At 62.0% G+C, this 20,431-nt stretch carries 20 protein-coding genes; 14 read left to right on the plus strand and 6 right to left on the minus strand.

The features are described from left to right. Positions 1–39: 39 nt before the first annotated feature. From KKY_RS18605 to KKY_RS18620, 4 genes are read left to right on the plus strand one after another with little or no spacing between them, the layout of a single operon-like run. Positions 40–1,161, plus strand: coding sequence for an ABC transporter substrate-binding protein (locus KKY_RS18605; RefSeq protein WP_014132940.1), 1,122 nt, complete (start codon positions 40–42; stop codon positions 1,159–1,161). A gap of 59 nt (positions 1,162–1,220) precedes the next feature. Next, the gene (locus tag KKY_RS18610) at positions 1,221–2,966 is read left to right on the plus strand and encodes an ABC transporter permease (RefSeq protein WP_014132941.1); all 1,746 of its coding nucleotides are present in this window, start codon (positions 1,221–1,223) and stop codon (positions 2,964–2,966) included. Between the two features lie 9 nt (positions 2,967–2,975). Next, positions 2,976–4,037: an ABC transporter ATP-binding protein gene (locus KKY_RS18615; RefSeq protein ID WP_014132942.1), complete on the plus strand. Its 1,062-nt coding sequence runs from the start codon at positions 2,976–2,978 to the stop codon at positions 4,035–4,037. Beyond that, positions 4,034–4,639: a histidine phosphatase family protein gene (locus KKY_RS18620; RefSeq protein WP_014132943.1), complete on the plus strand. Its 606-nt coding sequence runs from the start codon at positions 4,034–4,036 to the stop codon at positions 4,637–4,639. The genes KKY_RS18615 and KKY_RS18620 overlap by 4 nt, the downstream gene beginning before the upstream one ends. A 21-nt stretch (positions 4,640–4,660) precedes the next feature. Here the strand turns inward: KKY_RS18620 and KKY_RS18625 are convergent, their stop codons facing one another. Beyond that, positions 4,661–5,194, minus strand: a complete 534-nt coding sequence (locus KKY_RS18625; protein ID WP_014132944.1) for a dihydrofolate reductase family protein — start codon at positions 5,192–5,194, stop codon at positions 4,661–4,663. A gap of 122 nt (positions 5,195–5,316) precedes the next feature. Here KKY_RS18625 and KKY_RS18630 point away from each other — a divergent pair, with 122 nt between their 5' ends. Then, complete coding sequence (locus KKY_RS18630; RefSeq protein ID WP_014132945.1) at positions 5,317–5,802, plus strand: winged helix-turn-helix transcriptional regulator; 486 nt, start codon at positions 5,317–5,319, stop codon at positions 5,800–5,802. 181 nt (positions 5,803–5,983) lie between these two features. On the opposite strand, the gene eutC is transcribed toward KKY_RS18630, so the two are convergent. From eutC to KKY_RS18655, 5 genes are read right to left on the minus strand one after another with little or no spacing between them, the layout of a single operon-like run. Then, a complete protein-coding gene (gene eutC, locus KKY_RS18635; protein ID WP_014132946.1) occupies positions 5,984–6,742 on the minus strand; it encodes an ethanolamine ammonia-lyase subunit EutC in 759 nt (252 codons plus the stop codon). After that, on the minus strand, positions 6,739–8,127 hold the full coding sequence (locus tag KKY_RS18640) for an ethanolamine ammonia-lyase subunit EutB (RefSeq protein ID WP_014132947.1): 1,389 nt from the start codon (positions 8,125–8,127) through the stop codon (positions 6,739–6,741). Before KKY_RS18640 ends, eutC begins: the two co-directional genes overlap by 4 nt. A 21-nt stretch (positions 8,128–8,148) precedes the next feature. Then, complete coding sequence (locus KKY_RS18645) at positions 8,149–8,814, minus strand: RraA family protein (protein WP_014132948.1); 666 nt, start codon at positions 8,812–8,814, stop codon at positions 8,149–8,151. Further along, complete coding sequence (locus KKY_RS18650) at positions 8,811–9,557, minus strand: HpcH/HpaI aldolase family protein (protein ID WP_014132949.1); 747 nt, start codon at positions 9,555–9,557, stop codon at positions 8,811–8,813. The genes KKY_RS18645 and KKY_RS18650 overlap by 4 nt, the downstream gene beginning before the upstream one ends. 3 nt (positions 9,558–9,560) lie before the next feature. Next, complete coding sequence (locus tag KKY_RS18655) at positions 9,561–10,373, minus strand: carbon-nitrogen hydrolase family protein (protein WP_014132950.1); 813 nt, start codon at positions 10,371–10,373, stop codon at positions 9,561–9,563. 147 nt (positions 10,374–10,520) lie between these two features. Between KKY_RS18655 and KKY_RS18660 the strand changes: the two genes are divergently transcribed. The 9 genes from KKY_RS18660 (at position 10,521) to KKY_RS18700 (ending at position 20,381) form a co-directional block, all read left to right on the plus strand. Further along, positions 10,521–12,068, plus strand: coding sequence for an ABC transporter substrate-binding protein (locus KKY_RS18660; protein ID WP_014132951.1), 1,548 nt, complete (start codon positions 10,521–10,523; stop codon positions 12,066–12,068). A 127-nt stretch (positions 12,069–12,195) separates the two neighbouring features. Further along, positions 12,196–13,140 (plus strand): ABC transporter permease, encoded by a 945-nt coding sequence (locus KKY_RS18665; protein ID WP_014132952.1) that lies wholly within the window; start codon positions 12,196–12,198, stop codon positions 13,138–13,140. After that, positions 13,137–13,952, plus strand: coding sequence for an ABC transporter permease (locus KKY_RS18670; RefSeq protein ID WP_014132953.1), 816 nt, complete (start codon positions 13,137–13,139; stop codon positions 13,950–13,952). Before KKY_RS18665 ends, KKY_RS18670 begins: the two co-directional genes overlap by 4 nt. After that, on the plus strand, positions 13,952–15,607 hold the full coding sequence (locus tag KKY_RS18675) for an ABC transporter ATP-binding protein (RefSeq protein WP_014132954.1): 1,656 nt from the start codon (positions 13,952–13,954) through the stop codon (positions 15,605–15,607). The genes KKY_RS18670 and KKY_RS18675 overlap by 1 nt, the downstream gene beginning before the upstream one ends. Positions 15,608–15,609: 2 nt before the next feature. After that, the gene (locus KKY_RS18680; RefSeq protein ID WP_041528900.1) at positions 15,610–17,163 is read left to right on the plus strand and encodes a serine hydrolase domain-containing protein; all 1,554 of its coding nucleotides are present in this window, start codon (positions 15,610–15,612) and stop codon (positions 17,161–17,163) included. After that, positions 17,160–17,984, plus strand: coding sequence for a creatininase family protein (locus KKY_RS18685; RefSeq protein ID WP_014132956.1), 825 nt, complete (start codon positions 17,160–17,162; stop codon positions 17,982–17,984). The genes KKY_RS18680 and KKY_RS18685 overlap by 4 nt, the downstream gene beginning before the upstream one ends. Further along, a complete protein-coding gene (locus KKY_RS18690; RefSeq protein ID WP_014132957.1) occupies positions 17,981–18,658 on the plus strand; it encodes an RraA family protein in 678 nt (225 codons plus the stop codon). The genes KKY_RS18685 and KKY_RS18690 overlap by 4 nt, the downstream gene beginning before the upstream one ends. Before the next feature lie 17 nt (positions 18,659–18,675). Beyond that, positions 18,676–19,563 (plus strand): N-formylglutamate amidohydrolase, encoded by an 888-nt coding sequence (locus tag KKY_RS18695; protein WP_244404033.1) that lies wholly within the window; start codon positions 18,676–18,678, stop codon positions 19,561–19,563. Further along, on the plus strand, positions 19,563–20,381 hold the full coding sequence (locus KKY_RS18700) for an alpha/beta hydrolase family protein (RefSeq protein ID WP_014132959.1): 819 nt from the start codon (positions 19,563–19,565) through the stop codon (positions 20,379–20,381). The genes KKY_RS18695 and KKY_RS18700 overlap by 1 nt, the downstream gene beginning before the upstream one ends. Positions 20,382–20,431 lie beyond the last annotated feature (50 nt).

A 20,431-nucleotide genomic window follows, 5' to 3' on the forward strand; every position in this document is an offset into this window, starting at 1 on the left:
CCGGCGCTGCCGGACCGCAACCAAATGGAGGACAGGAACATGACCCTCAAGCAAGTATTTCTCTCAACGGCCGCTATCGGCCTTCTGGCCACGCCGGCCTTGGCCCAGGATCTCGATTCCATGAGTGCGCAAGAGCTTTTGCCTCTGGCGCAGGAGGAGGGAACCGTGACGGTTTATTCCTTCACCAGCCGCATCGCGGCCGTCGAGGCCGCCTTCGAGGCGAAATATCCCGGCATCGACCTCGTGGGCTATGATGCCAGCTCGACTGAGCAAATCGCCCGCCTCAACGCCGAGTCCGCCGCCGGCATCGCGTCTGCCGACGTTGTCTATATTTCCGATGCCCCGGTCGTTCTTACCGAATTGCTCGAAACGGGCCTGATCGAAGCCTATGTGCCGCCGCGAGTGGCCGATCTCGTGCCCGACGAGTTCACCTCGCCCCTGCTCGCCCAGCGGCTTTCGACCAAGGTCCTGATGTACAATGAAGAGGCCAGCCCCGACGGCGCCCCGGTCGACAATCTCTGGGACCTGACCCGTGAGGAGTGGAACGGTCGCGTCGTGATGGTCGATCCGCTTCAGCGGGGCGACTATCTCGATCTCATGGTCGAGTTCGTTTTGCGCTCCGATGAAATGGCGGCGGCCTATGAAGCCGAGTTCGGCGAGCCGATCGCGCTCGATTCCGGCGTCGAGAGTGCCGGCATGCAGTTTGTCACCGATCTGTTTGCAAACGATGTCGTGCTGGTTTCTTCAACCGATGACGTGAACGCCGCCATCGGCTCGCTCGGCCAGTCCAACCCGCCGATCGGCTTTACCTCCTATTCGGACCGCCGTGACAATGAGGATGAAGGCTGGGCGCTCCAGGTCGCCAACGATGTCGCCCCGTCCAACGGCATCATCTTCCCCGCGCTTCTGGCGCTTGCTGCCGATGCCGAGCACCCTGCGGCGGCCCGGCTCGCCATCGACTTTCTGATGGGCGATGATAGCGAGACCGGTGGAGAAGGCTTTGCCCCATTCTATGTGGCAGGCGATTATGCAACGCGTACCGACATCGTCAGTCATCCCGATGCCGTCCCGCTCGAAGACTTCTCCGCCTGGCGCATCGACCCCGCCGCAACGGCGGAAATCCGCCAGGACGTGGCCGACATGATCCTTATCCTGCAATAATTGAAAACCGCATCGGCCCCGGCAGATGATCTGCCGGGGCCACCAAACGGAAACCGGTCATGGCCAATTTCTCTTCTCTTGCCGCGCGGGCGCGCTACGCCGTGCCGCAAGGCCTGCCACTCAAGCTCGGCGTTCTTCTGGTCATCGGCGTACTGATCGCCGGGCCGTTGCTGCGCGTCCTGTTCGAAACGCTGCCCCCCCAGACCATCGCCGCCTGGAGCGATGTCGTCATCAGCCCGCTCTCGCGCAATCTCTTGTGGGTGCCGCTCACCAACACCTTGATCCTGGGCGTTGGCGTGGCCTGCGGATGCGTTTTGATCGGGGGCTTTCTCGCCTGGCTGGTCGTGATGACCGATGTCCCGTTCCGGCGAACGATCGGATTGCTGGCAACGCTTCCCTTCATGATCCCGAGCTTTGCCACGGCCCTGGCCTGGGGTTCGCTGTTCCGCAACAGCCGGGTGGGCGGACAGACGGGCTTTCTCGAAGGGCTGGGTCTGCCCGTGCCGGACTGGCTGAGCTGGGGCATGGTGCCCACCTTGATCGTGCTCACCGCACATTATTATTCCCTGGCGTTCACCGTGATCGCCGCGGCGCTTGCCACCGTCAATTCCGATCTCGTCGAGGCCGCCCAGATGACCGGCGCAAAACGCGGGCGCATCTTTGCCGGCATCATCTTGCCCGTCGCCCTTCCGGCCATCGTTTCGGGCGCTTCGCTCACCTTTGCCGGCGCCGTATCCAACTTTGCCGCGCCGGCCCTGCTCGGCCTGCCGGTGCGCATGCAGACCATGGCCACGCGATTGTTCGGCATGATCGAAATCGGCCAGACCGCGCGCGGCTATGTCATCGCAATCCTTTTGATCGTCGTCTCCGCTGTCTTCCTGTGGTTCGGCAACAAGATCATTTCCGGCCGCAGATCCTACGCAACGATCACCGGCAAGGGCGGACGCGCCAAGCGGTTCGAACTGGGCGCCGCCAGGCTGCCCCTGCTTGCCATTGCTGTCGTAATCTGCGTCCTGACAACAATCGTGCCCGTTATTGTGCTCATCGCGTCTTCGCTCGCCCCAAGCTCTTCGGCGCTCTTTTCGGACTGGACGCTGCATTATTGGCTCGGCGCTTCCAATCCCGCCATCGCCCAGGGTCAGGCCGGGGTCTTTCACAACCCCTTTATCGTCTCGGCGACCTCGACAACCGTCAGTCTTGGTCTGGTCGTTGCTGTCACCGGATCGGTCCTGGGGCTCATGGTCGCCTTCACTCTGGCGCGATATCGCGCGGGCTTTTTGTCCGGTGTCATCAATCAACTCGCCTTCCTGCCGCTGCTCGTGCCCGGCATCGCATTCGGTGCCGCCTATATCGCGCTGTTCGGCGCCCCCATCGGGCCCTTCCCGGCGCTCTATGGCACGTTCACCCTGCTGGTGATCGCGGGTACTGCCTATCTGGTGCCGTTCTCGGTCCAGACGGGCAGGGCGGTGATCCAGCAGGTCTCGGGCGATCTCGACGAGAGCGCGCGCCTGACCGGTGCGGGGTTCTTCCGCCGCCTGTCTGCGATCACCATTCCGCTCGCCAGCCGCGGGCTGGCCGCCGGGGCGATCATCATCTTCGTGAAAATCATGCGCGACCTCTCGCTGGTGGTGCTGCTGTTTACGCCAACCACGCCGGTGCTCTCGGTGCTCGCCTATCGCTATGCCTCCGAAGGTTTCACCCAGTTTGCCAACGCCATCACCGTCGTCATCCTCATCATCTCCATTGCAGCAACGCTGCTGGCCAACAGGTTGCAGACCAAGTCGCAGCCCTGGCTCAAGAACTAGGCCGCCGCCATGATCACAATCTCCAATCTCACGAAATCCTTCGGCGATTTCGATGCCGTCAAATCGGTCAGCCTTTCTGTGCCCGAAGGCTCGTTCCTGGTTCTCGTCGGGCCTTCGGGCTGCGGCAAATCCACGATGTTGCGCATGCTGGCGGGCCTTGAAAAGCCCACCGGCGGCACCATCGCATTTGGCGACAAGACGGTGTCGGACGGGGAGCGCGGCTGGACCATAGAACCGGCACAGCGCGACGCCGGTCTCGTCTTCCAGTCCTATGCGCTCTGGCCGCACATGACTGTCGCCGCCAATGTCGAGTGGCCCCTCAAGGTGGCCAGAATGCTCCCCGCAGAGCGCAAAGCCCGCGTCACCGAAGTGCTCTCATTGCTGGGCATAGAGAAGCTCTCGCACCGCTATCCCAACGAGATTTCCGGCGGTCAGCAACAGCGCGTTGCCATTGCGCGCATGATCGCGCCCAAGCCCAGAATCCTGCTTTTTGACGAACCCTTGTCCAACCTCGATGCCAAGCTCCGGGTCGAGATGCGCACCGAATTGCTGCGCGTGCATCGGGCCACCGGGGCAACCTCGATCTATGTCACCCACGATCAGGTCGAAGCCATGACAATGGCCAGCCACGTTGCCGTGCTCAAGGATGGAGAGGTCGAGCAATTCGGCGCCCCCGAGGACCTTGTTTCCCGGCCCGGAACCGCTTTTGTTGCCACCTTTGTCGGCACGCCGCCGGCCAACCTCGTTCCCGTCGCACCTGCCGGGTCCGGCGTCACCATGGCCGGGCGGGCCATGGAAGCCACATTCCCACTCGAGCGTCCCGCACAGGCCATGTTCCGGCCAGAGGACCTCACGGTATCCGACACGGCCGGACCCCGCACCATCGCAATGGAGTTTGCTGAGGCCAGCCCGGTTGCCGGGCGCATGATGGTCACCGGAACGCGTGACGATCTGCGGCTGACGGCGGTGGTGGACAGCGCGCCCAGATTCGCCCCCGGCGATCCTGTCCATTTCACATTGCCCGAAACCCCGGCAGCCCTCTTCACGCCCGAAGGGGAGCGCCTTTCATGAAGCGGCTGATGATTGTCAGGCACGGGGAATCGGAGTGGAACGCCAGCCGCAGGCTGCAGGGACAGGCCGATATCGAGCTTTCCGACAAGGGGCGCGAACAGGCGCGCGCCCTGCGGACCACGATAGAAGCACTCAATCCCGATCGATCGATCACCTCCGACCTCAAGCGGGCGTTTGAAACGGCAAGGCTTCTTGGAATAGAGGCCCCATTGGCCAACCCGGCGCTTCGAGAGATCGATGTCGGTGTTTGGACAGGCCGCTCCATTGCCGATATTCGCGCCGACGATGGCCAAGGCTATCAGGGCTGGCGCTCGGGAACCTTTACGCCCGAGGGCGGGGAGGATTGGCGCGATTTCGTCTCACGGACCAGCGCCTGCGTGATGGAGAGCCTCAAGGCAAGCGAGCGCCTGCTTGTGGTGTGCCATGGCGGGGTGATCAGGGCCCTGCTTGAAAAGCTCATCGACCTGCGGCCCGGGCGCATCATCCCCGTGGGCCCCGCCAGCCTGACGGTTCTGGCCGAGCGCCCATCCGGGTCGGGCAGCATGCGGCTCGAACTCTTCAACTATTCTCCGATGGGCCCGGTCCTCGACGCGCCCGACTGAACCTGAACGGCGGTCTCCCGATCAGGCCGGGACATAGCTGAGCTTTATCACATTGTCATCGATCTGTTCGCTGCCCGCCAGCCGCAAAGGAGGACGCGCCGCAGCGAAGAACGGGGTGCCTTGGCCAAGCACCTCGGGATGCAGGTAGATGCGATATTCGTCGATCAGGCCAAGGTCCGTCAGGCTGCGCGCCAGATTGGGCCCGCCGACTTCGATCTCGCCGTCGATCTCGGCCTTGAGCTGACGCACTGTCGCCTCGAGGTCTTCTTGCACGAGCGTCGCGTTGGGCCCGACCGATCCCAGCGTGTGCGATACAACCCATTTGGGCACCTTGCGCCATGCCGCGGCGAAATCGTGCTCCTCAGGTCCCCAGTCCGTCTGATCGTCGTCCCAATAGTGCATGAGTTCATAAAGATTGCGGCCATAAAGGCTGCCGGCCAGGCCATTGGTTTGCTCTATGAAATGACGGAACAGTTTCGGGCTGGGCGGCCCCACCCGCATGTGGTCGACATAGCCATCGAGCGATTGGTTCATCCCGAAAAAGAGCCTGGCCATCTTTCACCTCCCGTTGAGGGGCAACACCCCGCTGCCCCATGTTCTGCTGTTGCCTCGACTGTGGTAGCAGTCAGTGCAACCTGAAAACCACATCTATTTTGCAACCGGTTTGGTGTGAGGCCATGAAAATAAGACGCTCGGGATGTCCCATCAACCTGACGCTTGAGACCTTCGGCGATCGGTGGAGCCTGATCATCCTGCGAGACACAATGTTCGGCGGCCGCCGCCGCAGCTTTCGGTCGCTTCTCACCGAAAGCATCGAAGGCATTGCTTCCAACATTCTCTCCGACCGGTTGCAACGCCTGACCGCCAGCGGGCTGCTCACACGCGCCGCCGATCCCGGTCACAAACAGCGGATCATTTACAGCTTGACCGAAAGCGCCATCGAGCTGGTTCCCCTGATGGCCCTCATGGGAAGCTGGGGCATGCGGCACGCACTTCCGTCAAAGGAGCTCTCGGCGCGCGCCAGGGTTCTCGAAGACGGCGGTCCGCAACTCTGGGCCGAATTCATGGACGAGCTGCGCCATATCCATTTAGGGTCCCCGGCGCCCGCGGTCTCCGCCCTGGCACAGATGCAAGCAGCCTACAAAGCCTCCATTCCTGCCTAGAGCGTGTCCAGCAAAAGTGGAAACGGTTTTGCGGTTCGGACACGCGATAAAACAAAGGCTTAGAGCCGAGGATTTGATTCAATCAAATCCTGAACGGCTCTAGCCCGGCACCAATCATGACGGCACCTGCCGTCAGGCAATCGCGGATGGCCGCCCAACCGCCGGCGCTGGCCGAGCGGGTTCAGTCAAGCGATCTCAGAGCCGGAGCGATGCCGCTATGTCCCAGGTGTTGGCTCTTGCGCAAAAGGGTCAGCAACTGATCGGCAGCCATTGTTGAAGGCAAGCCGCCATCGCGAATATTGGAAACGCAGGAGCGTTGGGCGTCGGTGGTGGTTTGCCCGGGTGCCCATGTGAGATACGCCCCCAGGGAATCCGATGCCGATAAGCCGGGACGTTCTCCGATCAGAACGATCACCGCCCTCGCGCCCATGGCGATGGCAATCTGGTCGCCGATCGCCACCCGTCCATTTCTGACGATGCATATGGCCGCGGACATGGTCTCTCCGAGGCGGTCAAGAAGCGTGTGCGTCAGTGGGACCGCATTGGTATTGGCCGCTTCTGCCGACAGGCCGTCCGCTATGACGATGACCACATCGCATCGCGCACATGACGCCAGTCTGTCCATGTGAGCCGTATTCAAGGAGCGCCCAAGATCGGGGCGCGTCAGATAGATTGTCCGGGTCGGCGCCGCGCTCTGCAGTTCGACCGCACGCCGGCCCCGTGTTGCAAGGCCCGCCTGGATGGCCTCCACGTCGAGACTGGAATACACCGCGTCACGGGCACGGGCATGATCGATTGCGAAATCGAGCGTGGCCTTGGTCGGCAAGCCGCTTCCCGCGTGACCGAGCGAAACGCGCGCTGCGGTTTGGCGGCGCATTGCCGACACTTCCATGTCTGGAATGTGACGGCGCGGCAGAACGGTTTTCCTGTTTTCGTTCACGCTCTGGCTTTCTCACCGAACCGGACGAGGCGGGCTTGAATGCGATCGTTTGCCTTGGCCAACCTGCCCTGGCTGTCGAGCAGCCCCATCCGCACCATCCAGGCCTCGAATTCGGGCGCGGGCCTGAGGGATGCCGTCTCGCGCATGAGCGCGACATCGTGGTGATTGAGGGATTGGTAGTTGAGCATGATATCGTCGGCGCCCGGCACGCTGATCACAAACGTGACCCCGGCCGTCACGAGCGCGGTGAGCAGAACGTCCATGTCGTTCTGGTCCGCTTCGGCATGATTTGTGTAGCAGACGTCGCACCCCATCGGCAGTCCGAGCAGCTTGCCGCAGAAATGGTCTTCCAGGCCGGCGCGGACGATCTGCTTGCCGTCATAGAGATATTCGGGGCCGATGAACCCCACCACCGTGTTGACCAGAAGGCAATCGAACGCTCGCGCCAGCGCGTACGCCCTCGCCTCCATGGTCTGCTGGTCGACCCCGTGATGCCCGTTCGACGAAAGGGCTGCTCCCTGTCCCGTTTCAAAATACATGCAGTCCTGACCGATCGTTCCCCGACCGAGCGTTTGGGCGGCGTCCTGCGCTTCGCGCAGAATGGCGAGATCAATGCCGAAAGCGGCATTCGCCGCTTGCGATCCGGCGATCGACTGAAAAACGAGATCCACGGGCGCGTTTTGTGCGATCGCCTTGAGCGCGGTGGTGACATGGCCGAGAACGCAGCTTTGCATCGGAATGGAAAAATGCGTCCGGAGATCATCGAGAAGGCGTGCCGTTCTCACATAATCCTCCAGCCCGTCCGTGGCCGGGTTCACACCCACCACCGCATCGCCGGAACCATGGATCAGGCCATCCACGGCGCTGATCGCAATGCCGAGGGGATCGTCGGTTGGGTGGTTGGGCTGGTTTCGCGCCGCCAACCGGCCCTCCAGACCCAATGTGGTTCGAAATTTTGTGATCACGCGAATTTTGCGCGACACCGCGATCAAGTCGATGTTGCGCATGAGCTTGCTCACCGCGGCGGCCATTTCCGGCGTCAGACCGCGCGCCAACCTGGCGATGGCCTCGCCTTCGGCGCCGAGAAGATATTCCCGGAATTCACCCACCGTGAGGCTGGAAACGGGCGCGAAAGCCTGTGCATCGTGCTGCTGGGCGATCAGGGCGCTGATCTCGTCCTCGACCTCGGGCATCAACTCGGCGGCAAGAAAATCGCGCAAGGAAAGGTCGGCGAGGCAGATGCGCGCGGCGACCCGCTCCAGCTCCGATTGGGCCGCGAGCCCGGCCAGTACATCTCCCGAGCGAAGCGGTGTCGCCTTGGCGAGCAGTGTTCGCAGATCATCGAAACGCCAGCGTGTTCCACCGACCGAGCAGCTATATCCCATGCCATACCTCGCAACGGGCGTTCACAGCTTTTCCGCAATCATGGCCGATGCGCCGCTGATCTGACCCAACGGTTCTCCCGCCTCAAGGCGAGCGATCAGGTCCAGTTCGTTGCGCTGCATGGCAAGGGCGCGCTCTGCGACGCTTTCCGCCTGTTCGGGTGAGAGAACGATGACCCCGCTTTCGTCCGCCACGATAGCATCGCCGGGCATGACCGGAACGCCGCCGCACGCGATCGGCACATTGAATGCGCCCGACTGCGCATAAAGTTTCGTCGTTATCGCCGAACGTCCCCGGCTCCAGATTGGAAATTGCCTTTTGACGATCTCGCCCACGTCGGTCACCGGGCCGTCGATCACCGCGCCGGCGAAGCCGCATATGGCGGCGGCATTGGTCACGACCCCGCCCCAGCATGCGTGGCGCGTGTCGCCGGACCGATCGATAACGAGAATATCGGTTGGCCGAAGCGTGGAAACCACGTCGTGCAGCAAGGTCGAATCATTGGCGGCCAGTCGCAGGGTAACGGCCGTGCCGGCGATGCGATGTTTAGCGTCAACTGCCGCTATGGAACTGTCCATGAAGGCCGAATGTAAAAAGTGCCCAACCGTAGCCGTTTCCACCCGGGTCAGTTTGTCCACAAGCGTTGCGGCAAGGCTTTGGGGAAGCGGGTTTTTTACGAAATCCTTCATCCTGCCGCTTCTTCCTGCTTGGCTTTTGGAAGCTGGCTCAGAACATTGGCAAATCCCGCGTTGAGCACCTGGTGCTCGGCGGCTATGACGCGAACGCTGGCACCCTGCCGGGCCGCAAAATCCTGCTCGGGCGGTGTCCATGCCGGGATCCACCACGGCTTGCCGGCCCGCGCCGCTGCGTCACCGATGCGCGCGATATCGGTCCGGTCGGCTTCGGTGAAGGCGTAGGTGGGTCGTCCCCGGGTCAACGCCAGATCGAATGGGCCGACAAAGACGCCATCGACACACTCATGGCCCAAGATCGCCTCGATATCGTCCAGAGCCTCCGCCGTTTCGATCATGGGCAGGCACGCGACCTCGCGATTGCAGCGCGCAAAATAATCGGGGTCGGGGGGCTGGAACCGGGCTGACCGTCCAGCGGCGTAACTCCGTGTGCCGAGTGGGGGAAATTTGCTCGTGGCAAGCGCCGCCGCGCAGTCCGCGAGCCGGCCGCAATGGGGGATGACGACGCCATCCACACCCAGATCGAGCGCCCGTTGCACCCAGACCGGCTCGGGGCCTTCGATCTTGAAAAAGATTTCCAGGCCCATGGCACGCGCCGCAACAACCAGCGCCTCGCGCCGGTCGGGAGAAAAGCCGTTGTGCTCGATATCGCACACGACGCGCTTGAAGCCCTGATTGGCGCCGATCTCGAGAAAGTCGAGATTGGGCGTGCTTATCCAGAAAGCATAATTGTCCAGCATCGCTCAGCTCAAAACATGGTGGGTATTGGAGGGAAGGATGGTGCGGATATGGTCGGCGTAACCGAAATCGATATCGGCGATCACAACACCGGGCTTGGCCGAGGCACGGGCCACAATTGTCCCCCAGGGATCGATAATCATTGAATTGCCGTAGCTGGCGCGCTCGCCCGCTGCTTCCCGATGCAGCCCGATCTGCCCGGCCGCGATCACCCAGCTCTGGGTTTCGATCGCCCGGGCGCGCAGAAGCGTTTCCCAGTGGTCCTTGCCCGTTTCCATGTTGAACGCGGCAGGCACCATGATGACGTCGCACCCATTGCGCATATGGGTCAGGTAGAGTTCGGAAAAGCGGATATCGTAGCAGATCGAGCAGCCGAAACGTTTGCCCGAGAAGGTAAAATCGACGATCTCGCTGCCCCGGTCGATCGTATCGGACTCGCGGAAAATATGACCGCCGGGCGTTTCGACGTCGAACAGATGGATCTTGCGATAACGCGCCAGTTCGGTTCCATCGGGACCGAACACCACGCTTGTATTGTAGTGCTTGTTGCCGTCCCGTTCGATCATCGAGCCGGTGTGAAACGCAACGCCGTATCGCTTGGCTAGCGCCTGCAACGCCTTGTAGCCCTCCCCATCGGGAAAGGTCTCGGCCGCGTCCCATTGCTCCTGCTTCAACCCACCGAAAAACGTTCCGTATTCCGGCGCCGCAACGAGATCGACGTTTCGATCCCCGATATGGGTCTCCAAGAGACCGGCGATCGTTTCAATGTTGGCCGCTTTGTCGTCGCGGGAGTTCAACTGCATGAGCGCAACGCGCATCCGAGGCTCTCCTTTGTGTGTCCCACCGGATCACGCCCGTTCGGCGGTGCCAGTGGTTTTTCATATCGCATGTAAAGCACTATTGACCGATGTCGTGCAATATGAAATGTTTTTTAAGCATGTAAAAAACATGAGGGGATTTCAGAAATGCTCAAGACACTCACCCGGGGCCTTGCGGTCTCGGTTCTCACTCTGGCCACCGGCTCGATAGCCTTGGCCGATACGCTCAATGTTCAACTTTCCGCAGACATCCGCAGTTCGCAGCCGGGCGTTAATCGCGATGCCATCACCGACTCCGTAATGCTCAACGTGGTCGAAGGCCTGGTCGCCGCCGGCGAAGGTGGGGATATCGTTCCCATGCTGGCCAGTGACTGGTCCGTGTCCGAAGAGGGCACGCAATATACGTTCACGCTGCGCGACGACGTTGTTTTCCACAATGGAGAGACAATGACGGCGCAGGATGTGGTCTGGAGCTGGGACAAGCTGCTGGCCAATCCCGATTACACCTGCAACGTCTATTTCGACGGCAGCCAGACCTCGGAGATCGTGAACATCGAAGCGCCCGATCCGGCCACCGTGACGTTCGAGCTCGATCAGCCCGACGCCATGTTCTTGACCAACATGGCTCAGTCACAATGCGCCGCAACTGCCGTGGTTCATCGCGATTCCTTCAATGAGGATGGAAGCTGGGCCAAGCCGATCGGAACCGGACCCTTCGTCTTTGACGAATGGGTGCGCGGCGAAAGCGTTCATCTGGTCAAATTCGAAGACTATGCCGCCACGGGCACCGAGCCCGACGGCTATGGCGGCTACAAGGAAGCCCTGGTCGATGACGTCAATCTCATCGTCGTGCCGGACAATTCCGCTGCCGTTGCCGGCCTGCAAAGCGGTGACCTCGATATTCTCCCCTACCTTCCGCCCAACGAAGCGGCTGAACTTGAGGAGATGGGGTCGTTCAACCTCGTGTCCGAGCCCCATGCCGGTCTTGTGACCATCCTCATCCAGACAGAGGATCCGGTCATGTCCCACCCGGCGATGCGTCAGGCTTTCGCGGCGGCGCTCGATATCCCCCAGATCGTTGAATCGGTGACCTATGGACTTGGAGTGGCCAACAATTCGCTCGTGGCCACAGGCTCGGTCTATCACACCGCCCATCATGATCAGGGCTATACCTACGATCCCGCCTCCATTCCGGCCCTGCTCGAAGAAGCCGGATACGAGGGCGAGCAGATCACCATGCTGACCAACCGCCGCTCGGCGATCAGTTATGACATCGCGGTGATCGCCCAGGCGATGCTTCAGGCGTCGGGCATCAATGTCGAGATCGAGGTTCTCGAATGGGCCAGCCAGCTCGACCGTTTCCGGTCCGGCAATTACCAGGTCATGGCGTTCAACTATTCTGATCGCGCCGATCCGGCCCTGGCCTACAACGCGGTGACGGCCTCCAAGGAAGAACGGGCCAATGCCATCTGGGACAATCCCCAGGCCATCGAATTGCTCCAGGCGGTGATGGCTGAATCCGATCAGGCCGAGCGTCAGGCCCTGTTTGATCAGCTCCACACCCTCTTTCTCGAGGACATTCCGCTGATCATGTTTGCCAATGGTCTCGATGTGGGAGTGTCGGCCGACTACGTCACCGGCTACCGCACCTGGCATGGCTTCGCCCGGCTCTGGGGCGTTGGCCTGACCCGCTAGGCCCGGCATCCGATCGTCCCCCGCGTCGAGATCGATGCGGGGGACGCGCCACTCGACAATCCCTGGACTCCTTACGCCGCGCTGCCCACCACGCGCCGCCGTTCGGATCGATTGCCAAGGTTATTCTATGCTCAGATTCATAGTTTCGCGCCTTTTAACCGCGATACCGACACTGCTGATCGTTTCCATCGCGGTCTTTACGCTCGTGCGGCTTATCCCGGGCGACCCGGCCAGCCTCATGCTGGGCGATCTCGCCGATGACGCGGCTTATGCTGCCCTGCGTCAGCGCATGGGGCTCGATGAACCCATCGCCGTGCAGTTCTTCATCTGGCTGGGCAATCTGTTTCAAGGCGATCTGGGCGTATCGGTGACCACGGGTCAGGCGGTCCTGCCGCTGATCCTTGGCCGCTTTGCGACCAGCGCCACGATGGTGCTGAGCGCGGTCGGCCTGGCGGTTCTAATCGCCGTCCCGCTTGGGATGGTTGCGGCGTGGCGTCAGAACGGAAAATGGGATCTGGCGATCGTGGCCATGTCCACGCTGCTCGTCTCCATTCCCACCTTCTGGCTCGGGTTGATGATCCTGCTGGCGTTCGGGCTCAAGCTGGGCTGGCTGCCGGTGCTTGGCTACGTCTCGGTCGCGCGCGACCCGGTGGCGGGCATCCTTTATCTGGTCATGCCTGTCGCGACCCTTGTGCTCCATGAGGTCGGCATTATCGTCCGCATGGCACGCGCTTCCACACTCGATGTGCTGCGCCTCGACTACATCACTCACGCCCGTGCCAAGGGGCTCAGTGAAACCGCCATCTTGTTCAATCACGCGGCGCGCAATGCCTTTGGTCCCACATGGACGCTGATCGGGTTGATCCTTGGCAATTTGCTGGGCGGAATTGCCGTGGTCGAAACCGTCTTCACCATTCCCGGTCTGGGCCGGCTGATCGTGGAATCGATATACGCCCGCGACTACGCGGTTCTTCAAGGCTGCTTGCTGTTCGTGGCCGTGACCTATGTGCTGGTCAACCTCGTCGTCGACCTCCTCTATCCCTTTTTCGATCCTCGGGTGGCCGCAGAATGAGACTCTCGCAACGCAACCGGGTCCTGGGTGGTGCGCTACTCTCGGTTTTCGTGGCTACCGCGATCCTGGGCGCCATCTGGACACCTTACGACCCGTTGGGCATCGATCTGACGAAAAGGCTCGAAGCGCCGGGCATCCTCCATTGGCTGGGCACCGACGAGTTCGGGCGCGACGTGCTCTCGCGCATCATGGCGGCGGCCGGAACAAGCGTATCGATCAGCGTCATGACCGTATGCTTCGCCGTTGCCGCAGGCGTTCTGCTCGGGGTGGTCTCCGGCTATGCCCGGGGATGGCTGGACAGGGCGATCATGACACTCAACGATTCCCTTCTTGCCTTTCCCTCCATGCTTCTCGCGCTGGCGCTGCTTTCGATAACCGGTGCCAACATGTATGGCATCATCCTGGCGCTCGGTCTTGCCTATACGCCCTCGATGGTGCGCATCGTGCGCGGCGCGGTCCTATCCCTTAGGGAACAGGAATTCGTCCAGGCGTCTCGCGTCATGGGCAATTCCGCCATTTTCACAATGATCCGGCACATCCTGCCCAATTGCCTGGCGCCGGTGATCGTTCTGGCCACCTCCATGTTCGGCACGGTCCTGCTGACCGAAAGCGCCTTGAGTTTTCTCGGGCTCGGCGTTCCGCCTCCGGCCCCGACATGGGGCAACATGCTCGCCAGCGCCCGCCCGCATATGGCCCAGGCGGTCTGGCTCGGCATTTTTCCGGGGCTGTGCATCTCGCTCACGCTCTTGGGCATCAATCTGTTCGGCGATGCCATTCGCGATCGCTTCGACCCGCGCATGAGGGGGCTATAATGAGCGGTACTGAAACCTTGCTCAGCGTCGACAATCTTACGCTGCGGGTCGCCAGCCCAGGCGGGCCCGAGATCGTTCGAAACGCGAGCCTTACCGTGGCACCCGGTGAAATCGTGGGTATCGTAGGAGAATCGGGCTCTGGCAAGACCATGCTCGCCCGGTCCCTGATGGGTCTGCAGCCGCCGGTCATCGAGCGGACCCACGGAAGGGTTCATTTTCGCGGGCAGTCGATCCTGGACATGCCGCCTGCGCTATTGCGCCGGTTGCGGGGCGCACAGATGGGCATGGTGTTCCAGGAGCCCATGACGTCGCTGAACCCCTCGATGACCATTGGAAGGCAACTCGAAGAGCCTTTGCGCGTCCACACCAAACTTGACGCGTCAGAACGCCGGCGCAAGGCGATCGAAATTCTCAATCGGGTCGGCATGCCCGATCCCGAAGCAGGACTTAAGGCCTATCCGCACGAGTTCTCCGGCGGCATGCGCCAGCGCATTATGCTGGCCTCGGCCATGCTCCTGCGCCCGGCGCTTCTCATTGCCGACGAACCCACGACGGCGCTTGACGCCTTGATCCAGCGCGACGTGCTCGAACTCATGCTCGAGCTGACGCAGGACGATGGCACCGCCCTTCTCATGATCAGCCACGACCTGCCCATGGTGGCCCGCTACTGCCAGCGCGTGATCGTCATGCGACAGGGTGAAATCGTCGAATCCGGATCGACCGAAGAGATTTTGCGGGCCCCTGCGCACCCCTATACCCGCGATCTGTTGCAGGCCATGCCGGTGCGTGGCCCCAATCGCACGTTCTCCGAGAAAACAGCGCCCGTCATTTCGGTCAGGGGTATCGAAGTGGTTTACCGCTCCAAGACCGGTATTCTGGCACCCGCCCGAACCAAACATGCGCTCAAGGGGATCGATCTTGACGTCAGGGCAGGGGAGGTCGTCGCGGTTGTTGGCAGCTCTGGCTCGGGCAAAACGACGCTGGGGCGGGCCATAGCGGGGCTGATCGCCCCATCGTCTGGGCAATTGTCGTTTCGCGGGCAACCGGTATCCAAAGGCTCGTCCGCCTACAGGGACTACCGCCTCAACTGCCAGATGATTTTCCAGGACCCCTTCGGTTCGCTCGATCCCCGCATGACGATTGGCGCATTGGTCGCCGAACCGCTGCGGCATGAACAAGGCGTCAACCGTGCCCAGGCTGCACGCCGCGTGGCAGAAATCCTTTCCGAAGTCGGGTTGGACGCAAATTTCGTCAAACGCTACCCGCACGAATTGTCGGGCGGGCAGCGCCAGCGTGTTGCCATCGCTCGGGCCATCATCGGTCGTCCCGATTTCGTCATCGCCGACGAGGCGGTCTCGGCGCTTGATGTCACCGTGCGCGCCCAGGTGCTCGAACTGCTCGCTTCTCTCCAGCGCCGCTACAATTTCTCCTGCCTGTTCATCAGCCACGACCTTGCCGTCGTCGAGCAGCTCGCCGATCGTGTTGTCGTTATGGACGGCGGGGAAATCGTCGAGCAGGGTCCACGCGACGCGATCTTTGATCGGCCTGCGTCCGACTACACGCGTGCTCTGCTATCGGCCATCCCGACGCTGGTGCGCACCGAACACGGTGTCGCCATGAGCTGGCGATTCCCCCGGGAGGCCGCAAAGCCGTGACTATGCATAAAGACGGTCTGCTCAGGGCCACCCCACAATCGCGGGGCGTGGATCCGCACGCGATTGCGACCATGCTCGAAACGATCGAACGCGAAGGCATCGAACTGCACAGCCTCCTCATCTGGAGTCGAAATGCTCTGGTGAGTGAAACCTACTGGTTGCCCTTTACTGCGGACCGGCTGCACATGATGCATTCGGTCACCAAGAGCTTCACCTCCATGGCGGTGGGACTTGCTGTCGGTGACGGTCTTCTTGAGATCGACGATGCGGTGCTGAAATTTTTCCCCGAGCACCGGGCCATCACCCAGTCGCCGCGCCTCGAGCGCATGAGGGTGCGTCATTTGCTGACCATGACCAGCGGACATGCCCAGGGCATTTCGGGCGGCGCATGGCGACGGCTCCGGACAAGCTGGGTGGCCGATTTCCTGGCCCAGCCCATGGCCCATGAACCCGGTGAAGTCTTCGTCTATGACAGTGCTGCCAGCTACATGCTCTCAGCGATCGTGCAAAAGGTGACGGGCCGTCCCATCCACGATTACCTGGCCGAGCGCATCTTCACGCCCATGAACATGTCGGACGATATGAGATGGGATCTGAGCCCCGAAGGCATCAATTCGGGCGGCAACGGCTTGCGTTGCCGTACCTCCGATCTTCTCAAGCTCGGCATCCTGCATCTTCAGGGCGGCATCTGGAATGATAAGGTCCTGCTCTCACCCGATTGGGTTGAAATGGCCGTCAGTGCCCAGATCCGCGACGTGGTGCTCGGCGTTTTCACCGGCGAAGCCTATCTCGGACCCGATGAAGCCGGCGAAGGTATCCCCGCCGTCCGGCGCGAGGGCTATGGCTTCCAATGGTGGCGCGGCCCCTATGAAAGCTATTCGGCCAACGGTCTGTTCGGGCAATATTGCATCGTGCTGCCCGAGCAGCAGACCGTTGTCGCTTTCACCGCAGGCATTGCCGATGACGACAGGCGCGTTCACGAGTTGATCTTCGAGATTTTGCGCCCGGCGCTTGGTGCTGTCCCGATCGAAAGCCCTGCCGTTCACCCCGAGCGCAGGCCGGCACGCTTCAAGATTCAACCCGGCCCCGAAACCGCGGATGCAGCGCCAGGGTGCTGGCACGGCCAATACAGCATGGAGGCCAACCAACAGCAGGTCCAAGGGATCAGGCTCGCCGTCGGCAGTGCGCGACAGAGCATAGAGTTTACCCTCGTCGACCATCGCGGTACGCATGTGGTGGAGGCCGGGTTCGGGCACTGGGTCGAAGGCATCACGACCATCAGCGGCGCGCGCCTGCATCATTCCTACGAGCCCGACGGAGGGCTGCGTGTCCTCGCTTGTGCCCGCTGGATAGAGGGTGACGACGGCTGGATGTGCCTGGAAATGGACTGGCTCTTTATCGAGACCGCTTTTCGCGACACTGTGCGGTGCTGGCTCAAGGGGGGCGTTCTGCGCGTCGAACGCGAGGTCAATGTCAATTCCGCTGAACGCGTGCTTCCGCCTCTCAAGGGCAGCGCCGTCGACCCTGCGAGCCCGGAAGGGAACGCCGCGCCATGAGCAAGCATGCCCTGGCGGCCATGACGCAGGCCGAGTTTCGCGAGCGGATCGCGCGGCCCGGTGTCATCCTCTTGCCGCTCGGTTCACAGGAACCTCAAGGTCCACACGCCCCGATGGGAGACTATCGGCTCGCCGAACGGCTTGCCGTGATGAGCGCGGAGGCCGGCGACGGGCTGGCTGCTCCCGCGCTGGCCTTCGGACATGCCGATTTTTTCCGCGGCTTTGCGGGCGGTATGCAATTGCGGCCGCAGACCTTTGCCGCCATGCTCGAAGACATGATCGGCTCGTTTCTCGATCACGACCTGAACCACCTTCTGATTTTCAACGGCCACAGCGCCAACGCACCCCTGATCGATCAGGTGACGCGCGGCATACGGCGTCGGACCGGCATTGCCGTTCCGTCCCTCAACATCTGGAAAGCCATTCCCCCTGAGCTTTGGCGCGACCTTTACGGCGAGGACGCCAGTTCCGTGCGCGGGCATGGCGGCGAACCGCTGACCTCGGTGGCTACCTATCTGTTCCCCGACGAGATGCGGCCCGACCTGGTTGCGACCAGCGCGCCGCGGGCTCGAGCGTTCGGGGTTCCCATTCGCGGCATTTCGGGCGTCGACTTCCGTGGTCTGCCCCTGCAACTTCCCATCGATGCCCATGAGGTCGACGCCAACGCCATGCTGGGCGGTTCGCCACACATGGCCAGCGCCGCTCGCGGAAAAGCGATCTGCGATCACATCGTCCATCACACCGCCCGATTGATGGGTCAACTCCTTGCCCACGATCCAAGGAAAATGGTGTCCGATTTGCCCACCGAGAACCAATTATGACCAACTATCGTATCGAGCCGCTACCGACCCCCGCCGACCCAAAATTGCTCGCCGAACTCGAGCGCATCGAAACGGCCACCATCGGCCATATGCGCCATACCGGCTTCATGCGCCGTACCATTCAGGCCCTGGCTCCCGATCAGCCGACACGGGCCGGCCTTGCCGTTACGCTGGCCATCCCGGGGTTCTGCTCGACGCTGGTCCACTATGCGGTCAGCAAGATCAGGCCCGGCGACATTCTGGTCATCGACCGGCTCGGCGATGACCGGCACGCCTGTGTCGGCGGGGCCGTTGCCCGCGCGGCGAAAATGGCGGGCGCCGTTGGCATAGTCGTCGATGGCCCGGTCACCGATCGGGTTGAGATCCTCGCCGAAGGTCTGCCGGTCTGGTGTAGCGGCATCTCCCCGATCACCACCCGGCGCGCCAACCAGGGCGGCACCTTTAACCGTCCCATTTCCTGCGGCAACGTTCCGGTTCTGCCCGGTGATATCGTCGTGGCTGACGCATCCGGCGTGGTCGTCCTGCCGGCCGATGAGGCCGAACACACAGCCCGCGAGGCCGCCGCGCGCGAATTGCGGGTCGCCAGAACCATGGCCCGCCTCCAAGCCGGCGAGAAACTGGGCGACATCACCGGGGTTGTGCAGCAGATCGAAAATTTGTCGGCAAAGGACTGACAGTGATGACCATCTCATTGGACCGCGATGCGTTTCTCGTGCCCATGCCGGAAGATATTCCGGATGTCCTCAGCGTCACGTTACCGGGTGCACCGCTGATCCCTTTGGTTTTCGACAGTCCGCACAGCGGCACCGATATTCCGGCCGATTTCAAGCCGGCAGTCAGTGCGGATATGGTGCGTATTTCCGCAGACACCCATGTGGACGATCTGTTCTCATCCGCGCCGCGTCATGGCGCGCCTTTGCTGCGTGCGCATTTTCCGCGCAGCTTTCTGGATGCAAACCGGTCCCTCGCCGATATGGATCGAGACATGCTGGCCGGCGAGTGGCCGCACCACACACGCGACAGCCCGACTGCCAGACGCGGCATGGGACTGATCTGGCGAAATGCCTGGGGCGAAACCCCGATGTATGCCGCACCGATGCCTGTTGGCGAAGCTGAGGCGCGCATCCGGAAATACTGGGTGCCGTATCAGGCGGCCCTGCGTCAGCTTCTCGACGGTGCGTTCGCGCAGTTCCGCTGTGTCTGGCACATCAATTGCCATTCCATGACTGATATCGGCCATGCCATGTCATCGGATGGCGACGGCGCACGGCGCGCCGATATCTGTATCGGCGACATGTATGGAGCATCGGCGGGCGAAGAGTTCACCGCATTGTTGCGCGACTTCCTGGAGAGCGAAGGGCTTTCGGTCGCCATGAACAAGCCCTTCCGTGGCGCCGAGTTGACCGAAGCCTACGCCAACCCGTCGATCGATCGCCATTCGGTTCAGTTCGAGATCAATCGACGCCTCTACATGAACGAAACCACGCGGGAAATCAGCCAGGATTACCCCGCCCTGAAAGGCGCGATGGACCGCCTCGTCGCTCATCTGGCCGATTACACCCAAGGAAAGCTCGTCTGATGCCCAAGTTGAATTTCTACCGTCTCGACCACAGCGCCATGTTCGCATCCCAGTCAGACCCCCGCTTTCACTATTGCACCTACATGCCCAGGAGCTATGAACCTCAAGGTGACAAGCGCTATCCGCTTGTCGTTCTCGTTCACCATAGCCTGCGCAACGCCGCCGGCCTGCGCGATGAATTCTCGGATTTTGCCGAGGAGAATCAGTGCGCATTGCTGGCTCCGCTCTTTCCATGCGGTATTGGCGGGCCCGACGATTTCAACAATTACAAGCATCTGCGCCATGGCGGCGTCGCCTATGACGAAGTGCTCCTGAGCATGATCGAGGAAGTTGCATCGGTCTTTCGTATCGAGACGGAGCGCTTCCTGATGCACGGCTTTTCAGGCGGTGGACAGTTCTCGATGCGTTTCTATCTGCGCCATCCGGATCGGCTGCGCGGCGTCTCCATCGCGGCACCGGGCACGGTCACCCTTCCGGGCGACCCGCGCAGCTGGTGGGTCGGCACCGGCGACATGAAGGAAGCGCTCGGCGCACCGCTGGACCTCGAGGCCCTGCGTCAGGTTCCCGTGCAACTCGTGATCGGAGCCGACGATACCGAGAGTGAGGGCGTCATGGTCAGCCCGGGTTCCAGTTTCTGGCGCGAGGATTCCAACGATGCCGGCCACGATCGGGTGGCCCGGCTCGATGCTTTCCAGAAAGCGATTGAAGGTCTGAGCATCACGGTGGAACGGGTGGATGTGCCGGGCGTTGGGCATGTCGGCGTCCACATCCAGAAGCCGGTGAAGGCGTTTTTCTCCCGGTTGCTCACGACCGCCTAGAGCGGTGTTTCCTCACCCGATCGTTTAATCGGTATTGCCCCTGTCCTTCC

This window comes from Pelagibacterium halotolerans B2, assembly GCF_000230555.1.
Classification (GTDB): domain Bacteria; phylum Pseudomonadota; class Alphaproteobacteria; order Rhizobiales; family Devosiaceae; genus Pelagibacterium; species Pelagibacterium halotolerans.